The 15270-nt window shown below is 72.7% G+C and carries 12 protein-coding genes and 1 pseudogene; 8 read left to right on the plus strand and 5 right to left on the minus strand.

The features are described from left to right. The first annotated feature begins 15 nt into the window (after positions 1-15). Both P3T39_RS26695 and P3T39_RS26700 read left to right on the plus strand, forming a co-directional pair. Positions 16-909 (plus strand): acyl-CoA thioesterase II, encoded by an 894-nt coding sequence (locus tag P3T39_RS26695; protein ID WP_280701546.1) that lies wholly within the window; start codon positions 16-18, stop codon positions 907-909. Between the two features lie 190 nt (positions 910-1099). After that, on the plus strand, positions 1100-1717 hold the full coding sequence (locus tag P3T39_RS26700; protein ID WP_280701500.1) for a TetR/AcrR family transcriptional regulator: 618 nt from the start codon (positions 1100-1102) through the stop codon (positions 1715-1717). Between the two features lie 142 nt (positions 1718-1859). On the opposite strand, the gene P3T39_RS26705 is transcribed toward P3T39_RS26700, so the two are convergent. Both P3T39_RS26705 and P3T39_RS26710 read right to left on the minus strand, forming a co-directional pair. Then, on the minus strand, positions 1860-5822 hold the full coding sequence (locus P3T39_RS26705) for a Pls/PosA family non-ribosomal peptide synthetase (protein ID WP_280701547.1): 3963 nt from the start codon (positions 5820-5822) through the stop codon (positions 1860-1862). A gap of 301 nt (positions 5823-6123) precedes the next feature. After that, positions 6124-7422, minus strand: a complete 1299-nt coding sequence (locus P3T39_RS26710; protein ID WP_280701501.1) for a sulfite oxidase — start codon at positions 7420-7422, stop codon at positions 6124-6126. Between the two features lie 316 nt (positions 7423-7738). Between P3T39_RS26710 and P3T39_RS26715 the strand changes: the two genes are divergently transcribed. From P3T39_RS26715 to P3T39_RS26730, 4 genes and pseudogenes are all read left to right on the plus strand, one after another. Beyond that, positions 7739-7867 carry a hypothetical protein gene (locus tag P3T39_RS26715; protein ID WP_280701502.1) on the plus strand — a complete coding sequence of 43 codons (129 nt, stop codon included), beginning with the start codon at positions 7739-7741 and terminating at the stop codon, positions 7865-7867. Between the two features lie 95 nt (positions 7868-7962). Continuing rightward, positions 7963-8166 (plus strand): annotated as a pseudogene (locus P3T39_RS26720) (BCCT family transporter); the annotation flags it as partial. A 226-nt stretch (positions 8167-8392) separates the two neighbouring features. After that, a complete protein-coding gene (locus tag P3T39_RS26725) occupies positions 8393-9709 on the plus strand; it encodes a hypothetical protein (protein ID WP_280701503.1) in 1317 nt (438 codons plus the stop codon). Between the two features lie 35 nt (positions 9710-9744). Then, entirely contained in the window at positions 9745-9930 is a 186-nt protein-coding gene (locus tag P3T39_RS26730; protein WP_280701504.1) for a hypothetical protein, read from the plus strand. Positions 9931-9992: 62 nt separating this feature from the next. Here P3T39_RS26730 and P3T39_RS26735 read toward each other — a convergent pair whose 3' ends face one another. Continuing rightward, a complete protein-coding gene (locus P3T39_RS26735; RefSeq protein WP_280701505.1) occupies positions 9993-11480 on the minus strand; it encodes a DUF2398 family protein in 1488 nt (495 codons plus the stop codon). Positions 11481-11651: 171 nt separating this feature from the next. Between P3T39_RS26735 and P3T39_RS26740 the strand changes: the two genes are divergently transcribed. Together P3T39_RS26740 and P3T39_RS26745 are read left to right on the plus strand one after the other, a co-directional pair. After that, complete coding sequence (locus P3T39_RS26740; protein WP_280701506.1) at positions 11652-12512, plus strand: sterol desaturase family protein; 861 nt, start codon at positions 11652-11654, stop codon at positions 12510-12512. Further along, positions 12509-13246, plus strand: a complete 738-nt coding sequence (locus P3T39_RS26745) for a lysoplasmalogenase (RefSeq protein WP_280701507.1) — start codon at positions 12509-12511, stop codon at positions 13244-13246. The genes P3T39_RS26740 and P3T39_RS26745 overlap by 4 nt, the downstream gene beginning before the upstream one ends. Positions 13247-13270: 24 nt before the next feature. Here the strand turns inward: P3T39_RS26745 and P3T39_RS26750 are convergent, their stop codons facing one another. Both P3T39_RS26750 and P3T39_RS26755 read right to left on the minus strand, forming a co-directional pair. Beyond that, positions 13271-14194 (minus strand): hypothetical protein, encoded by a 924-nt coding sequence (locus P3T39_RS26750; RefSeq protein WP_280701508.1) that lies wholly within the window; start codon positions 14192-14194, stop codon positions 13271-13273. 167 nt (positions 14195-14361) lie between these two features. Continuing rightward, the gene (locus P3T39_RS26755; protein ID WP_280701509.1) at positions 14362-15165 is read right to left on the minus strand and encodes an exodeoxyribonuclease III; all 804 of its coding nucleotides are present in this window, start codon (positions 15163-15165) and stop codon (positions 14362-14364) included. Positions 15166-15270 lie beyond the last annotated feature (105 nt).

Here is a 15270-nt window from a genome sequence, read left to right on the forward strand (position 1 = left end):
CTGGTGACCGACGCCATGAGACAGGGAACTCCGGACGACAGCACCGAGGGTTCGTTCGCCGAGCTGCTCCGGATCGAGGAGCTGGACAAGAACCTGTTCCGTGGCTGCTGCCACGCCGGGGCACCCATGCGGACCTTCGGCGGACAGGTAGCGGCGCAGGCGCTCACGGCGGCCGGGCGGACGGTGAGCCCGGACCGTCTGGTGCACTCGCTGCACAGCTACTTCCTGCGGCCGGGCGATCCGCAGCGCCCGATCGAGTACGAAGTGGACCGGGTCCGCGACGGCTTCTCCTACGCCACCCGGCGGGTGACGGCCGTTCAGCACGGCGAGGCGATCTTCACCCTCTCCGCCTCCTTCAAGCGGCCCGAGGAGGCCGGCACCCGGCAGCGCACCATGCCGCCGGTGCCCGGCCCCGAGGAACTGCCCAATCCGATTCCGCTGTGGGCGGAGAGCGACCCCGAGGGCTACGCCAACGGCGGCGGATTCCGCGCGCTCGACATGCGTTTCGTTCCGGCGGACTCGCCCGGTATGCCACCCGAACTGCCGGGCGTTCCCCAACAGTTCGTCTGGCTGCGGACGGGCACTTCGCTCCCGGCCGACGACCCGCTGCTCCAGGTCTGCGCGCTCACCTACCTCTCCGACCTGACGCTGGCCCCGACGGCCGCGCTGCACATCCAGCCGCACCGGATGCAGCGCTCCGGTCCGCCCCTGGTCATGCTGGCCTCGCTCGACCATGCGATGTGGTTCCACCGGCCGTTCCGCGCGGACGACTGGCTGCTGTTCGCGCAGCGCAGCCCGTCCGCCGCGGACGGGCGCGGACTGGCCATCGGCGAGTTCTACAACCGGGACGGCGAGCTGGTCGCCTCGGCCGTCCAGGAGGCACTGCTGAGGGAGCAGCGACGTCCCTGATCCCCCACGCACCGGGGGGCCGTGCGCCGAGGCAGCGGGCCGGTCGCACACGCAGTCGTTCGAGCGGGGCCCCGCATCCCTTGGAAGGCGCCCTGTTTCCGGCTGGAAGCCGCCCTTTCCCCGCCCGTGCGGGCCCCGTGCTGATGAGGCGTCGTTCGCTCCCGGGCGGCCGCCCCGTAGAATAACGCGGGTGACCAAGGTTGACCTGTCACCGAGGCCGATCGAGGCGATGTCGCCCCGCCAGCTCGAACGCCGCCGGAATCTGATCGCGGCTGCCCTCGCGCTGGTGAACGAAACCGGCGTCGAGCGACTCCAGATGAAACAGGTCTCCGAGCGCTCGGGGGTCGCGCTCGGCACCGCTTACCGGTACTTCTCCTCCAAGGACCACCTGTTGGCCGCCGCGATCGCCGACTGGCACCGCCTGCTGCTGGCCGACCTGGTGGCGGAGCTGCGCGGCCCGCGCGCCGGACTCACCGGCACCGACCGGGCGGTGCGGTTCGTCCGCCACGGGATGCGGGCCTACCAGCGGCAGCCGCAACTCGCCCGGTTGCGGGTGTCCGTGGCGGCCTCCACCGACCCGTTCGCCAGTGAGGCCCTGCAGGGCCTGGTCCGGGCCGACGACGCTGCGCTGAACACAGTCATGGCCCAAGTCCCCTCCGGGGCGGGCGACTTGGTCAGGAACATCGTCGGCCACGCCTGGCAGGGCGAGCTGACGGCCTGGGTGACCGGCCGCACCACGCTGGACGACGCCCGGCGCCGCCTCGAGGACGTGGTCCGGCTGGTCCTCACCCCGTACGAAGCCGTCTAGAGTCAGCTGCTTCCTCACGGCTGCGGGCAGCTGCTCGGTCGACTGTGTGCGCGGGCAGCCGTGCGCTGCCACCGGGCCCGTCCGGCCCGAGAGCGACGGCGGGCGGGGCTCACGCCCCGCCCGCCGTCGGTGTCCGGCGTCGTCAGACGCCCGTGCCCACGTGCTGACGCCGGCTCGCGTCCCTCGGCGGCCGGGACACCGGGCGGTGCCGGCCGGGGGCTCCCCTGAACGCGCGGGGCGCGGTGGCCGGCGCCACCTGCGCTGGCCAGGCCGCGACCGGGTTGCCGAGCCAGCGGGTGCCGGCGGGCATCCGCTCGCCGCTCATCACCAGCGACGCCGCGCCCACCGACGCACCGTCACCCACGGACGATCCCGGCAGCGCGATGGAGTGCGGTCCCATGGTGGCGCCCGCGCCGATGTGCACGGTCTCCAGGCGCATCACCCGGTCGTGGAACAGATGGGTCTGCACCACGGTGCCGCGGTTGATGCTGGCACCGTCCTCGATGGTGATCAGGTCGGTCTCGGGCAGCCAGTGCGACTCGCACCACACCCCGCGCCCGATCTTCGCACCGAGGGAGCGCAGCCAGATGTTGAGGAACGGCGTGCCGATGATCGCCTGGCCGAGCCAGGGCATCGCGAGCTCCTCGACGAAGGTGTCGTACAGCTCGTTGCGCCACACGAAGTCGGACCAGAGCGGGTGTTCGCCCGCCCGGAACCGGCCGACCAGCAGCCACTTCGCCAGCGTCGTGGCGAGCAGCGCCGCCAGCCCGGCCCCTATCAGGACCAGTCCGCCGGACGCGGCGGCGACGGCCAGACCGTCCTGGTCCACCACCTCCTGGAGCGCGCCGAAGGCCAGATCACCGAGCAGGGCCACCAGCACCACCGGCAGGAACCTGCACAGCTCCACGGCCGCGCGGGCCAGCACCAGCCGCCGCGTCGGCTCGTAGGTACGGCTGGAGTCGCCGGTGCGGGCCACCCGGGGCAGTGAGATACCGGGCCGTCCGAGCCAGGAGGAGCCGGGCTCGGCGTGCGGCGGAGCGTCGGAGAGCACCCCGACCAGCGCGTTGTCGGGCAGCGTACGGCCCGGACCGACGATGCCGGAGTTACCGACGAAGGCCCGCCGGCCCACGTGCGCGTACCCGACCCGCAGCCAGCCGCCACGCATCTCGAACGGCGCCACGAGCGTGTCGTCGGCAAGGAACGCCCCGTCGTCGACCCGCATCAGGCCGGGCAGCGCGAGCACCGTGGAGGCCTCCACCCGCCGGCCGACCTTCGCCCCGAGCAGCCGGAGCCAGACGGGGGTGAACAGGCTGGCGTAGAACGGGAAGAGCGACCTGCGGGCGGTGTCCATCAGCCGGGAGACGACCCAGACGCACCAGGCCACCTTGCCGTGGGCGGGGTAGTGGCCCGGCTTGATGGGCCGGCTGCACAACCGGACGACGCCGGCCAGCAGCAGCGCGTAGCAGGCCAGCGAGAGCACCACCGCCGGCGGTGTGGCGAGCACCAGCTGGACCATCACGGTGCCGAGCGTGCGGTCCTGGTCGACCAGCAGCAGCAGCATGCAGAGCGTGGGCAGTGCGGCGACCAGCGGCAGCAGCCCGAGCCCGACCAGTCCGGCCGCGTACGCCGCGTCCCAGAGCCGCGAGCGGTGGTGACGGGGCATCGGCCAACCGCTGTCGGCTGGCTCCGCGTCAGCCGTCGGGCGGGCCGGGGAGCCGTGCCAGCGCTGCCCGGCGCTCACGTCGTCGAGGACGCAGCTGCCCGGGGCGACGTCCGCCCAGGCCCCCACCCTGGCACCCGGCATCAGCGTGCTACGGGTACCGACCCGCGCACCCGCACCGACCTCGACGCTGCCCAGGTGCAGCACGTCGCCGTCCAGCCACCAGCCGGCCAGGTCGACCTCCGACTCGATGGAGCAGCCCGCGCCGAAGCGCGCGAGGCCGGTCACCGGCGGCATGGCGTGCAGGTCCGCGTCGCGGCCGACCCGGCAGCCCAGGATCCGCGCATAGCGCCGGGCCCATGGGGTTCCGAGCACGGCGGCGACGTTGAAGGACGCCACCGCGCGTTCGGCCGCCCACAGCCGCAGATGGACCGATCCGCCTCTCGGGTAGCTGCCGGGCCGGATGCCTGCGGTCAGCAGCCGGGCCAGTCCCGCACCGATCGCGAGCCGCCCGGCAGCGCTGAACAGCACCAGCCAGGCGACCAGGATCATCCACCACGGCGTGTCAGGGGCCCATGGCAGCGAACGCCCGGTCAGGGCGTCGGTCGCGCTGTCGAGCGCGGCCAGACCCACCACCCAGCGCAGCCCGCTGATGGTGAACAGCATGGTGAGGACGAGCAGTTGCACCACGCCCGCGCGGCGCGGGGTGGGCCGCACCCGGCGTTCCGCGCTCGGCGGGCCGCCGAGCTGGTCGAGCCTGGCCGCCTGTTCGAGCAGCGTGGGGTTGGCGTAGACGTCGGCGACGGACACGCTCGGGTGACGGGTGCGCAGCACCGAGACCAGCTTGGCCGCGGCGATGCTGGTGCCGCCGAGGGAGAAGAAGTCGCTGTCGCCGGCCACCGGCAGGCCCAACAGGTCCTGCCACTTCCCGGCCAGCCAGCCGGCCGTACCGGTCAGGGCCGCACCGGACGCTGATGCCGCGCCACTCTCGGCTCCCGGCAGCGGCCAGGGCAGCGCGTTGCGGTCGACCTTGCCCGACGTCTTGGTCGGCAGGTCGTCCACCACGGCCAGCACCGGGACAAGCGACTGGGGCAGCCGGTCCAGCAGCGCCGTTCGTGCGGCGGCGGTGTCGAAGGGTGCCCCCGCGCCGGCGCTCGGCACCAGGTACCCGACGAGAACCTGCCCACCGGCAGGGGTGTTGCGTACGGCGGCTGCGGCGGCACGCACCCCGGGCAGCGCCTGGAGGGCGGCGTCGACCTCGCCGAGCTCGATCCGGCGTCCGGCCAGCTTGACCTGCTCGTCGGCCCTGCCGACGAAGACCAGGCCCTCGGGGTCGGCCCGGACCAGGTCGCCACTGCGGTAGACGCGCGGGCTGTGCAGATACGGGCTGGTGACGAACTTCTCGGCGTCCTTGGCCCGGTCCAGGTAGCGGGCGGTGCCGACGCCACCGATCAGCAGTTCGCCGGTCTCGTTCCAGGCGACGGGTTTGCCCTGCTCGTCGACGACCGCGAGCTCCCACCCGTCCAGCGGGGCGCCGATGCGTACCGGCTCGCCCGGGGTGAGCAGCGCGGCGCAGGCGACCACCGTGGTCTCGGTGGGGCCGTAGGTGTTCCACAACTCGCGGTGCGGGGCGGCCAGTCGGCCGACCAGGTCCTCGGGGCAGGCCTCGCCGCCGAGGATCAGCAGGCGGACCCGCTCCAGGTACTCGGTCGGCCACAGGGCGACCAGTGTGGGCACGGTGGAGACGACGGTGATCTGACGCTCGACCAGCCACGGTCCGAGGTCCGCACCGGCTCGCACCAGCGAGCGCGGGGCGGGGACCAGGCAGGCGCCGTGCCGCCAGGCCAGCCACATCTCCTCGCAGGAGGCGTCGAAGGCCACCGAGAGTCCGGCGAGCACCCGGTCGCCGGGGCCGAGCGGGCGTCCCTGGAGGAACAGCCGGGCCTCGGCGTCGACGAACGCGGCCGCCGAACGGTGGCTGACCGCAACTCCCTTGGGGCGTCCGGTGGTGCCCGAGGTGAAGATGATCCAGGCGTCGTCCTCCGGCATCGGGTGTGCCGGACAGCCTCCGGGCCGTCTTTGAGGGTTGGTCATGACGGCGAGTTCCGCGCCCAGCACCGCGCAGACCCCGGCGTCGGCCCAGACCATCTCGGCCCGCTCGTCCGGGTCGTCGGCGTCAACGGGTACGTAGGCCGCGCCGATGCGCAGCGTTGCCAGAATCGCGATGTAGAGCTCGGCCGTCCCGGACGGGACGCGCACGCCGACCCGGTCGCCTCGGCCGACACCGAGCGCCGCGAGGCGTCCGGCGAACTCGTCGACCTGATTCAGCAGCGTCCGGTAGTCGAGCACCGCCGCGCCCGCGTCCAGCGCGGGGGCGTTCGGGTACGCCTCGGCGGCGGCCTCGATCACCTCCAGCAGAGTCCGCACGGGGGCGGCCGGGGCCACCGGCCACAGTGCCCCGCCCGCCGTTCCCGGTGTGGTCCGGTACAGCGGCAAGCTCAAGTCCGCTACTTCACGTGGTTCCATCAACCTGCTCTTCGGTCTCGTGGACTGCGGATTCCGAAGGCCGAACGGACCGTGTACAGTCCATGCCTCCGGTGCCGAGGCTAGACGCACAGTTGTGCCAAACCGCTCGGTAAACCCGTCTGTTCATCAAAGTCTCATGGATGTTAAAGGCGCCTCACAGGCTGCACGTAGTGAACTGGGCTGATCGACCGTTGGTAACGGCCTGCTCACCACGGTTGGTCTAGACAACGATCACCGGATGCACCACCGTCGCGCCGAAGAGGTACCCCTCACGGTTGAACACCGCCTGCGGTGGCTGAATGTTTCCCTCCTGGTCACTGGCACGCGCCAGCAGTTCGTACGGGCCCGGCCGCTGCGGCCGCCAGTCGAAAGTCCAGCGGGTCCAGGTACTGGCATGCGACAGGTCGCGCAGCCGGGCGCAACTCCAGTGGGCGCCACCGTCCGTGCTCACCTCGACCTCGCGGATCGCCGCCGCGCCGGACCAGGAGCGGCCGTGCAGCCGGTGGCACCGCCCACGGGCCAGGACCGCGTCATGGGCCAGCTCGAAGACGCTCTTGACCACCTGTTCGGCGAGCTCCGCGCCCCCGTCCGGCGGGTAGTCGGGGCCGAACATCCGGTAGAAGTCGGTGTTCCAGGGCGAGTAGAGCGGTTCGGCGGCGACCTCGATGGTGCCGATCCACTTGATCGAGGCGATCCCGACCCAGCCGGGCACCACCAGCCGGACGGGCGCGCCGTGGTCGGCCGCCAGCGGCGCGCCGTTCATCTCGTACGCCAGCAGCACGTCGTCCAGGGCCTTGCCGATCGGCAGCGGGCGGCGGACGTGGCCCAGGTTCTGACCGTCCGTGGTGACGTACTCGGGGTCGAGCCCGATCGGCATCACGTCCACCGCCTCGGGGCGCAGCCCGGCGCGGCGCAGCACCTCGGCGAGCCGGACGCCGCGCCAGCGGGCGACGCCGATACCGCCGAGCGTCCAGGGGGTGCCGGGAACGTTCTGCTGCTGCTGGCTCTCGAAGTAGCTGCGCCCGTTGCCCGCGCACTCGACGGCGGAGCTGAGCCCGGTGGCGGGCAGCCGCCTGAGCCCGGCGAGGTCGAAGTCGACGGCCGGACCGCGCAGCCCGCTGCCGGTGACGGTCAGTCGCCAGGCGTCGGGGTCGATCACCGGAGTGCTGGTGTGGTTGCGGATGAAGAAGCGCTCGGTGGGGATGTGGAAGCCGGTACAGCTGTCGCGCAGGGTGTCCCAGCGCATCTCGGCGTTGGTGCCGCGCGGGATGAACCACTCGGGCGGCAGTGGCTTGACGATCCCGGGCACCGGCGTGGCCGACGTCCCCGCCTGCTCGGGCTCGGGCGTGCCCTCGGCCGGAACCCGTCCGGTCGGGGCGAGTTCGTCCTCGGAGAGCACTCCGCCGGCGGCGAGCATCCGCAGCAGCGTCCGGTGCTCGACCCCCTCGGCTCGCGCCTCGCCGGCCAGCCACTGCTGTCGGCGCTTGCGGTCGTACTCGAACTCGTTCATCGGGCGCATCCATTCCGGTTGATGGGACGGGATGAGGTGCACGCCCGGCGCACGGAGGGGGCTTCGCGCCCTCCGATGGCGGTGGGCGTACGACAACCGGTCAGCGAGAACCGTACCCGAGGGGCGCGGACGGGCCGTCGTACCGGCCCCGTCTGCGGCTTCGCCGCCCTGTCATAACCCGGAGCATAGGACGGAATCCGGGCCTCCGTCAGAGCCTCGCTTGACCTTCACACCCATGTGAACGTCTAGCGTCCTCGACGACGGCACAACGCACCGACTCGGCCGAACCGAGGGCCGACTGACGTACCAAAGGAGCAGAGACCATGTGATCAGCCCCACCGAGGCCACCCTGGCCGCCCCCGCCCAGCACCGTGCCTTCGCCGAGGGCATCCCGGGCGCCCAGCTGCTCGAACTCGCCGCCGGCCGCCCGGCCGCCGCCCCGTACGCGGCCTGAGCTGCCCGCAGGGGCGCCGGCCGCAGTTCCCGCCAGGGGCCGCACCTCCCACGAGGTGCGGCCCCTTCGGCGTGCCGGGGCGGATGGAGGGTCACGAGTTCTCCACCCTGGCCTGGATCGCCATGATGTTCAGCACGGGCATGGGCATCGGCCTGATGTTCTACGGAGGCGGGGAGCCGCTCCAGCTGTACGCCGCCCCCGCGTTCGTCCCACTGATCGGGGAGTGCGGCGCCAACGGCTGGGCCGGGAGGGCCATCGACCTGCTGGCGGTCTTCACCACCGGGCCGCGGTCGGCGACGCGATGGCCGAGCAGCAGAGCGGGCGCCGTCCTCCGTCCGGGTGAAATCCGAACGCCCGGCCGCGACCGGCCGCACACCACAACTCCCGTGCCCCGCCCGGCCCGAGCGGCCTGAGGGGCACCGCACGGCGCGGTGACCCAACGCAACCCAGCATTACAGACAGTCAGATCAGTGCCATGCTGACGGACGCACCACCCGTCTGAGCTGTCCAGAAGGCCCGCACCGAATGTCCTCACGAGCGTCCGTACTGCCGCGCTCGACCCGTCCGACGGGCCCCACGCACGCAGCCGACCACCGACCCGAGCCCGCCCTGGGCCATCCGGCCGCCTCCACCGACCGGGCGGTCCGCGCCCACCTGGCCATCGCCACCGTCGCGGCCTGCGCGCTCGGCTGCGCCCTCCCGGGAGCCGCCTGCCTGATCCGCCACTGCCATCCCGTGCCCGGGGTCAACCCGCCGATACTGATGCTGCTCGCCGCGATGTTCATCGGCGGCTTCGAAGTCCGCGCGGCGGACGTCGCCCGAGCGCTGCTGCGGCCCGGACTGCTGCTCGCCGGGCTCGGGGTGGCGCTGGTGCTGCGCATGATCGTCCTGCTCGGCGCCGAGCGGGCGGCCGGCTGCTGGCCCGACCGGCACGAAGCGCTCTGGCTGGTGGTCGGGCTCTCCCTGACGGCCACCATGCCCGTCGCCGGGGCCGCCCAGACCTGGGGCGCCAAGGCCCAGGCCAACGCGCCGCTCGGCCTCGGCCTGGTCCTGGCCACCACACTCCTCAGCCCGCTCACCGTCCCGCTCGGACTCGTCCTCGCCGAGGAGCCCGAGGCCGGCGGCCCGCGCCAGGTGCTGGACTCGCTCGCCCGGGCCGACTCCACCTGTGTGTTCATGGCGCTCTGGGTCACCATGCCGTGTCTGGCCGGGCTGGCCGCGCGCCGCCTCACCCGGCGGCTGGCGGGCGGCCGGTTCCGTGCCGCCGTCCTGCCGTGGCTGCGGCTGTTCGGACTGCTCAACGCGCTCGGGCTGACCTACCTCAACGCCGCCGGTGTGTTCGGCGAGATCGGACGGCGTCCCGAGCCCCGGCTGGTCGGACTCGCCGTGCTCGCCGGGGCCGTGGTCTGCGCGGTCCCGTTCCTGACCGGCTGGCTCACCGCCCGCCAGGCCCATACCGGACGGGACACCACCGCCGCCCTCACCCTGGCCACCGGGATGAACAACACCAGCGCGGCGGCCGCCCTCGCGGGCAGCCAGTTCAGCGGGCACCCGGCCGTACTGCTGCCGATCTTCTTCTACGGCATGACACAGCAGCTGCTGGCCGCCTGCCTGCCCCGGCTGCTGCGCCTGCGGACATCGCGCGCGGCGCGCGGCCCGTACGACCTCCGCAGTCCTCGTGGCCGGCACCGGGCGCGCAGCCTTCACCGCCCGAACGGACGGCGGCTTCCGGACGGCCCGCGCCGCCGGCGCCGCACCCGACCCCCACAGACCCCTTACACCCCCGCTACCTGTGCAGATGTCCCGACGCCGAGCCCCCGCTCAGACTTCACCCGCACGTAGTCGTCGTTTAACACCACCCTGGAATGCTCTCTGACATGAACGCTCAACCGACCTCGGCCCCGCAGGCCCTTCCTCCGGACCGCTTCCCACTCCCCCAGCGGCATCGCCGCGTCCTCGCCTGCGCCGCCGTCGCCGCCTCGATCGCCCTGGGCGGTCTCGGGGTCGCCGCCACGGTCGAGACCGTCCGACAGGACACCGTCGCCGTCGGTGCCGCCCGCTGAGGCCAGGCTGTCCGGGGCCGCGAGGCCCTGCCTGATCGACTGCCCGGAGGGCTCCCCGCCCGTCAGGCCATCAGCGGTGCCGCGGTGACCGGACCCGGCCGGGAGTGCCGTCCGGAGCCCTGCGCCGGGTGGAGTTCCAGCGGCGGCGCATAGCGGGCGGCGGGAGCCCGTAGCAGCCAGGCGCGGCCCGCCGGGGCGATCAGCTGCATCCGGTGGAGCAGGTCCAGTGCATCCCGGCGGAAGCCGGCCAGATCGGCAAGGTAGTCGCGGTGCCACCCCGCCGCCAGACCGTACTCGTCGGTGATGTCACCGAGCGCACCGTCGATCAGCGCGTCGGGTATCAACACCGCCGGAGGCGCCGACTCCTCAGGCAGCGGACGCAGGTCCTCCACCAGCCGTTCGACCAGCAGCAGCGCGGCCTGGGCGAGAGCACCCGTCCCTGGCAGGGCGAGGTCGGTGAGCTCGTCGGCCGGGTCGAGCAGGGCGACGCCCTCGGCCCGGATCTCCGCCTCGAGGCCGAGGAAGTCGGCGAACAGCTCGGCCTCGGCCTGCTGATGCTCCAGCAGCCAGCTCCGTTCCTCCGCACCGAGCTCGTCCAGCAGCACCACCGGCGTCTCGGCGAGCCGCCGCCGTACGGCGAGGGCAGGTCCGTCGGCGGGCGGGGCGGCGAGCGGGCCGAGGGCGCGGGCGAGTTCCCGGTCCACGACCGGACGGCCGTCCTCACCGCAGGTCAGGACCTGCCAGTCGTCGAGCAGCTGACGGACCGCCGGCTCGCCCGCTGCGGCCGGCTGCCCGTCCGCCAGTGCGGCCAGCGCCCTTACCAGGCAGGCGTACCCGGCCGGCCCGAAGCCGGGCAGACCGCGCCCCGGCAGCCCCGCCTTGTGCAGCCGGGCGTACGAGTGGCCGATAGTGAGCGGGTAGCCGAGCACCGCGAGAAATCGTTCCGCCAGCCAGTCCGCGTGACGGTGGATCAGCGGGAAGCCGGCTCCGTGCGGCCCGGCGGCCGTCACCAGCGGGTGCGCCACCAGCAGCCGGGCGGCGGTACGCCGTTCGACGGCGATCTCGTGCGGGGTGCTCCCGGGCGAGCGCTCCGGCTTGCGGTGCCTGCCCCGGGTCGAGGAGCGCGCGGGCGGCAGCGCGGCGGCGGCGATCCGCCGAGCCCGGCGCTGCCCTCGGACGGGCCACCCCTCGCGGGACCTGAGCGAGGCCGGGTGCTGCACGCTCGGCCCGTGCCACCAGCTGGTCCCGGCGGACGCGGCCTGCTCGGCGTCCAGCACACCGCCGAAGTGCCGCGCCCCGTAGAGACCGAAGGCCGCCGCGAAGAGATCGTGCGCCACGCCGGCTTCGGCGGCCGCCAGTTGCTCGGCGAGCCGCTCCGTCCGCGGGTCGGCGGCGACACCGGCCCGAGCCCCGGTGGCCGGCACAGCGGCTGTGGCGGCAGGTACGTCGGCACCCGCGTCGGCGGTGAGCTGCCCCGCTCCCACCCCGCGCCCGCCTGCCCCGCCACCGGGCACCTCCCCGGCGCCGGTCGCGTACTCGTGCTGCTCCATGTCGCACACCAGAGTAGACGGTGGGTGAGCTGGGCCGTGGCATCATCCGACTCAGCCGACGATTTCACGTCGGTCGGAGACCGACACACCGGAGCCGGTCTCCGATCCAATTCCTACGCACCGGTAACAACCTCTTCCGCAGGCCGCCCGGTCTCGCCTATCGTCCTGGGCATGCCGAACCTGCCCAACGTGGTGCTGTGGTCGATACCCGCCTTCGTGCTGCTCACCGTCCTGGAGATCGTCTCCTACCGGTTCCATCCGGACGACGAAGAGCAGGGCTACGCCGCGAAGGACACCGCGACCAGCCTCAGCATGGGCATCGGCAGCATTCTCTTCGACGCCGGATGGAAGATCCCGATCGTGGCGATCTACTCCGCGCTCTACGAACTGACACCCCTGCGGGTGCCGGTGCTCTGGTGGACCGTGCCGCTGATGCTGCTGGCCCAGGACTTCTTCTACTACTGGTCGCACCGGGGCCACCACGTCATCCGGCTCCTGTGGGCCTGCCATGTGGTGCACCACTCCAGCAAGCACTACAACTTCTCCACCGCCCTTCGCCAGCCCTGGACCAGCGCCACGGTCTGGCCCTTCTACGTCCCGATGATCCTGGCGGGCGTCCACCCGGCCGCGCTGGCCTTCTGCTCCTCGGCCAACCTGGTCTACCAGTTCTGGATCCACACCGAGCGGATCGACCACCTGCCCCGACCGATCGAGTACGTCTTCAACACGCCGTCCCACCACCGGGTGCACCACGCCTCCCAGGGCGGCTACCTGGACCGCAACTTCGGCGGCATCCTGATCGTCTTCGACCGGATGTTCGGCAGCTTCACCCCGGAGACCAGCAGGCCCGTCTTCGGCCTGACGAAGAATCTGGACACCTTCAACCCGCTCCGGGTGGCCACCCACGAGTACGCCTCGATCGCCCGGGACATCGCCAGGGCCGACAACTGGGGCGACCGCATCCGTCACCTCACCAAGGGCCCCGGCTGGCGTCCGGGCCCGACCGACCGCCCGGAGGGCCGCACCGCATGACCATCACCCGACGCCTGCGCACCGCCCGCGGCCTGCTGACCGGGCTCGCCGCCACCTCGGCCGCCCACCTCGGTGCCATCGCCGCCGGCGCGAGCGCCCTGCAACTCGCCACCAAGCCCGCGCTGATGCCACTGCTCGCCGCGCACACCCTGGCCAGGGCCGAGCGAGTGCCCAAGCTGCTCACCTCGGCGCTGGCCGCGAGCACCGGCGGCGACGTCCTGCTCCAGGTCGGCGGCGACACCGCCTTTCTGGCCGGGATGGGCTCCTTCGCGGCGGCACACGTCTGCTATGTGACGATGTTCGTCAAGCGCGGCGCCCTGGACGACCGGCGGCGTACCGCCCTGGTGGCAGCGGCCTACGCGGCGGCCTGGGCGACGATGATCAGTCAGCTCTGGCCCGGCCTGGGGGACCTGAAGATCCCGGTGGCGGCCTACAGCCTGCTGCTGGCCTCCACAGCCGTGACCTCCTCCGGCCTCGGCTGGCGGACGGGCCTGGGCGGGGCGCTGTTCCTGCTCTCGGACACCCTGATCGCCACTCAGCTGGCGGGCTGGCGTGAGCTTCCCGGCCACGAGTTCTGGATCATGGCGACGTACATCACGGCCCAGTACCTGCTGGCCGTCGGCACCCTGCGCGGGCAGGCCGCGGACGAGGCGGCGGCCGTGGCGGGCATGGCGAGCGGGACCGAGGATGCCCGGACGCGGCTCAGCGCCCCGGTGCACTCCACGGGGCGCTGAGCCGTCCGAACGCAGGCAGGCCGCTCAGCGCTGTGCCCCGTCCGCACCACTGCCGCCGCGGCGGCGCAGCAGCCAGAAACCGGCGATCCCGGCCGCGACCAGGGCGCCACCGGTGGCCAGCTGCCCCGAGTCGGTCGTGACCGAGCCGCCCAGGCCGGTGCCCATACTGCCGTGCGGCACCAGGCCGGGGTGCTCGGAGCCGCCGCCCTGGTAACCCGAGCCGCCCTCATGGCCCGAGCCACTCCCGTGGCCTGCTGTGCCCTCATGACCTGCAGTGCCCTCATGACCTGCAGTGCCCTCATGGCCCGAGCCGCTCTCGTGCCCGGATCCACCCTGGTTGGCCGACCCGCCCTGGTTCGCCGACCCGCCCTGGTTGGCCTGGCCGCCTTCGTGGCCCGTGCCTCCCTTTTGACCGGTCCCGCTCTCGTGTCCCGAGCCGCCCGCACCGTTCTCGTGGCCCGTACCGTTCTCGTGCCCCGAGGTGCCGTTCTTCTCCCCGAAGCCGCTGCCCGCACCCGAATCCGAACCCCCGCTGGCCAGGGCTACCCCGACGGCCCCGGCGAAGCTGTCGCCGTTGGGGCACTTACCGTCCATGCCCCAGTTGTTGTCCCCCTTGCCCGACTTGCTCGGACCGATCTTCGCCAGCTCCTCCTTGGAGGCCAGTCTGGCGATGCCGCTGAACTTCCCGTCCGGACCCGCATTGAGGGTGGTCGAGCCGGTGGAGAACGCCTGCGAGTTGACGGTGACGGACTTCGCCGAACCGGCCTCGCAGGGGACGCTGACCGTGACCGACTGTCCGGGCCCCGCCTCGGCCGGGGTGACCAAGGCGGCGAGTTGGGTGTTCTTGGCTGGCGTCTCGGGTGCCGCAGAACCGAGTGCGGCGGGGACCGTGACTCCGAGCAGAGCCGAGGCTCCCAGCGCGGCGGCGGCCGTACGCGTGATGCGCATGCCCGTACCTCCAGGTTCTCGGGCGCAGCCGGGGACTTGGCCGTCCGCGTGTTCGAACGACTACGCCCTGTTGCCCAAGACGCTAGGCAGCGCCGACGGGCCCGGCCACCGCACGGGCCCGTTCGGGTGCGGAACGGGCCCCGTGTTGCAGACTGCTGCCCGATGGCCTACAGGGCGAGGTCGACCACCACGGGGGCGTGGTCCGAGGTGCCCTTGCCCTTGCGGGCCTCCCGGTCGACATAGCTGTCGGTGACGGCCTCGACGAAGGGCTCGTTGCCGTAGGTGAGGTCGATCCGCATTCCGAGGTTCTTCGGGAAGCCCAGTGCCCGGTAGTCCCAGAAGGTGTACGGGCGGTCGTACTTGAGCGCGCGTGGCATGACCTCCTGCAGACCGGCCGTCTGGAGCGCGGCCAGGGCGGCCCGCTCGGGCTCGGTGACATGGGTCTGGCCCTCGAAGACGGCGCGGTCGTAGACGTCCTCATCGGTCGGCGCCACGTTGAAGTCGCCGAGCACCGCGAAGGGGCGGGTACCGGCCGCGTCCTCCAGAACGGAGCGGCGCAGCGTCTCCAGCCACTCCAGCTTGTAGCGATAGTGCGCGTGGCCGACCTCGCGGCCGTTGGGCACATAGACGGACCAGACCCGGACGGGCCCGCAGGTCGCCGCGATGGCCCGGGGCTCCACCTCGGGCAGCAGCGCGTCGTCGGCCAGGAAGCCGGGCTGCTCGGGCAGGCCGCGGACGACGTCTTCCAGGCCGACCTTGGACAGGATGGCGACGCCGTTCCAGCGTCCGGTGCCGTGTGCGGCGGTCTCGTAGCCGAGCTCGCTCACAGCCTCGAACGGGAAGTTGTCCGCGGCGCACTTGAGCTCCTGAAGGCAGAGCACGTCGGGCTTGGCGCTGCCGAGCCACTCCAGCAGCTTTGGCAGCCGGGCGGTGACGGAGTTGATGTTCCAGGTGGCGATACGGACGGTCACGGGCGGCCTTCCCGGGCGGACGGAGCTGGTGTGGGCAAGGAACGGACAAGGGGTGGGAGCCTCGGGAGGCTCCCACCCCGAACATACCGTCCACCACCGACACTC

Source organism: Kitasatospora sp. GP82, from assembly GCF_029892105.1.
GTDB lineage: Bacteria > Actinomycetota > Actinomycetes > Streptomycetales > Streptomycetaceae > Kitasatospora.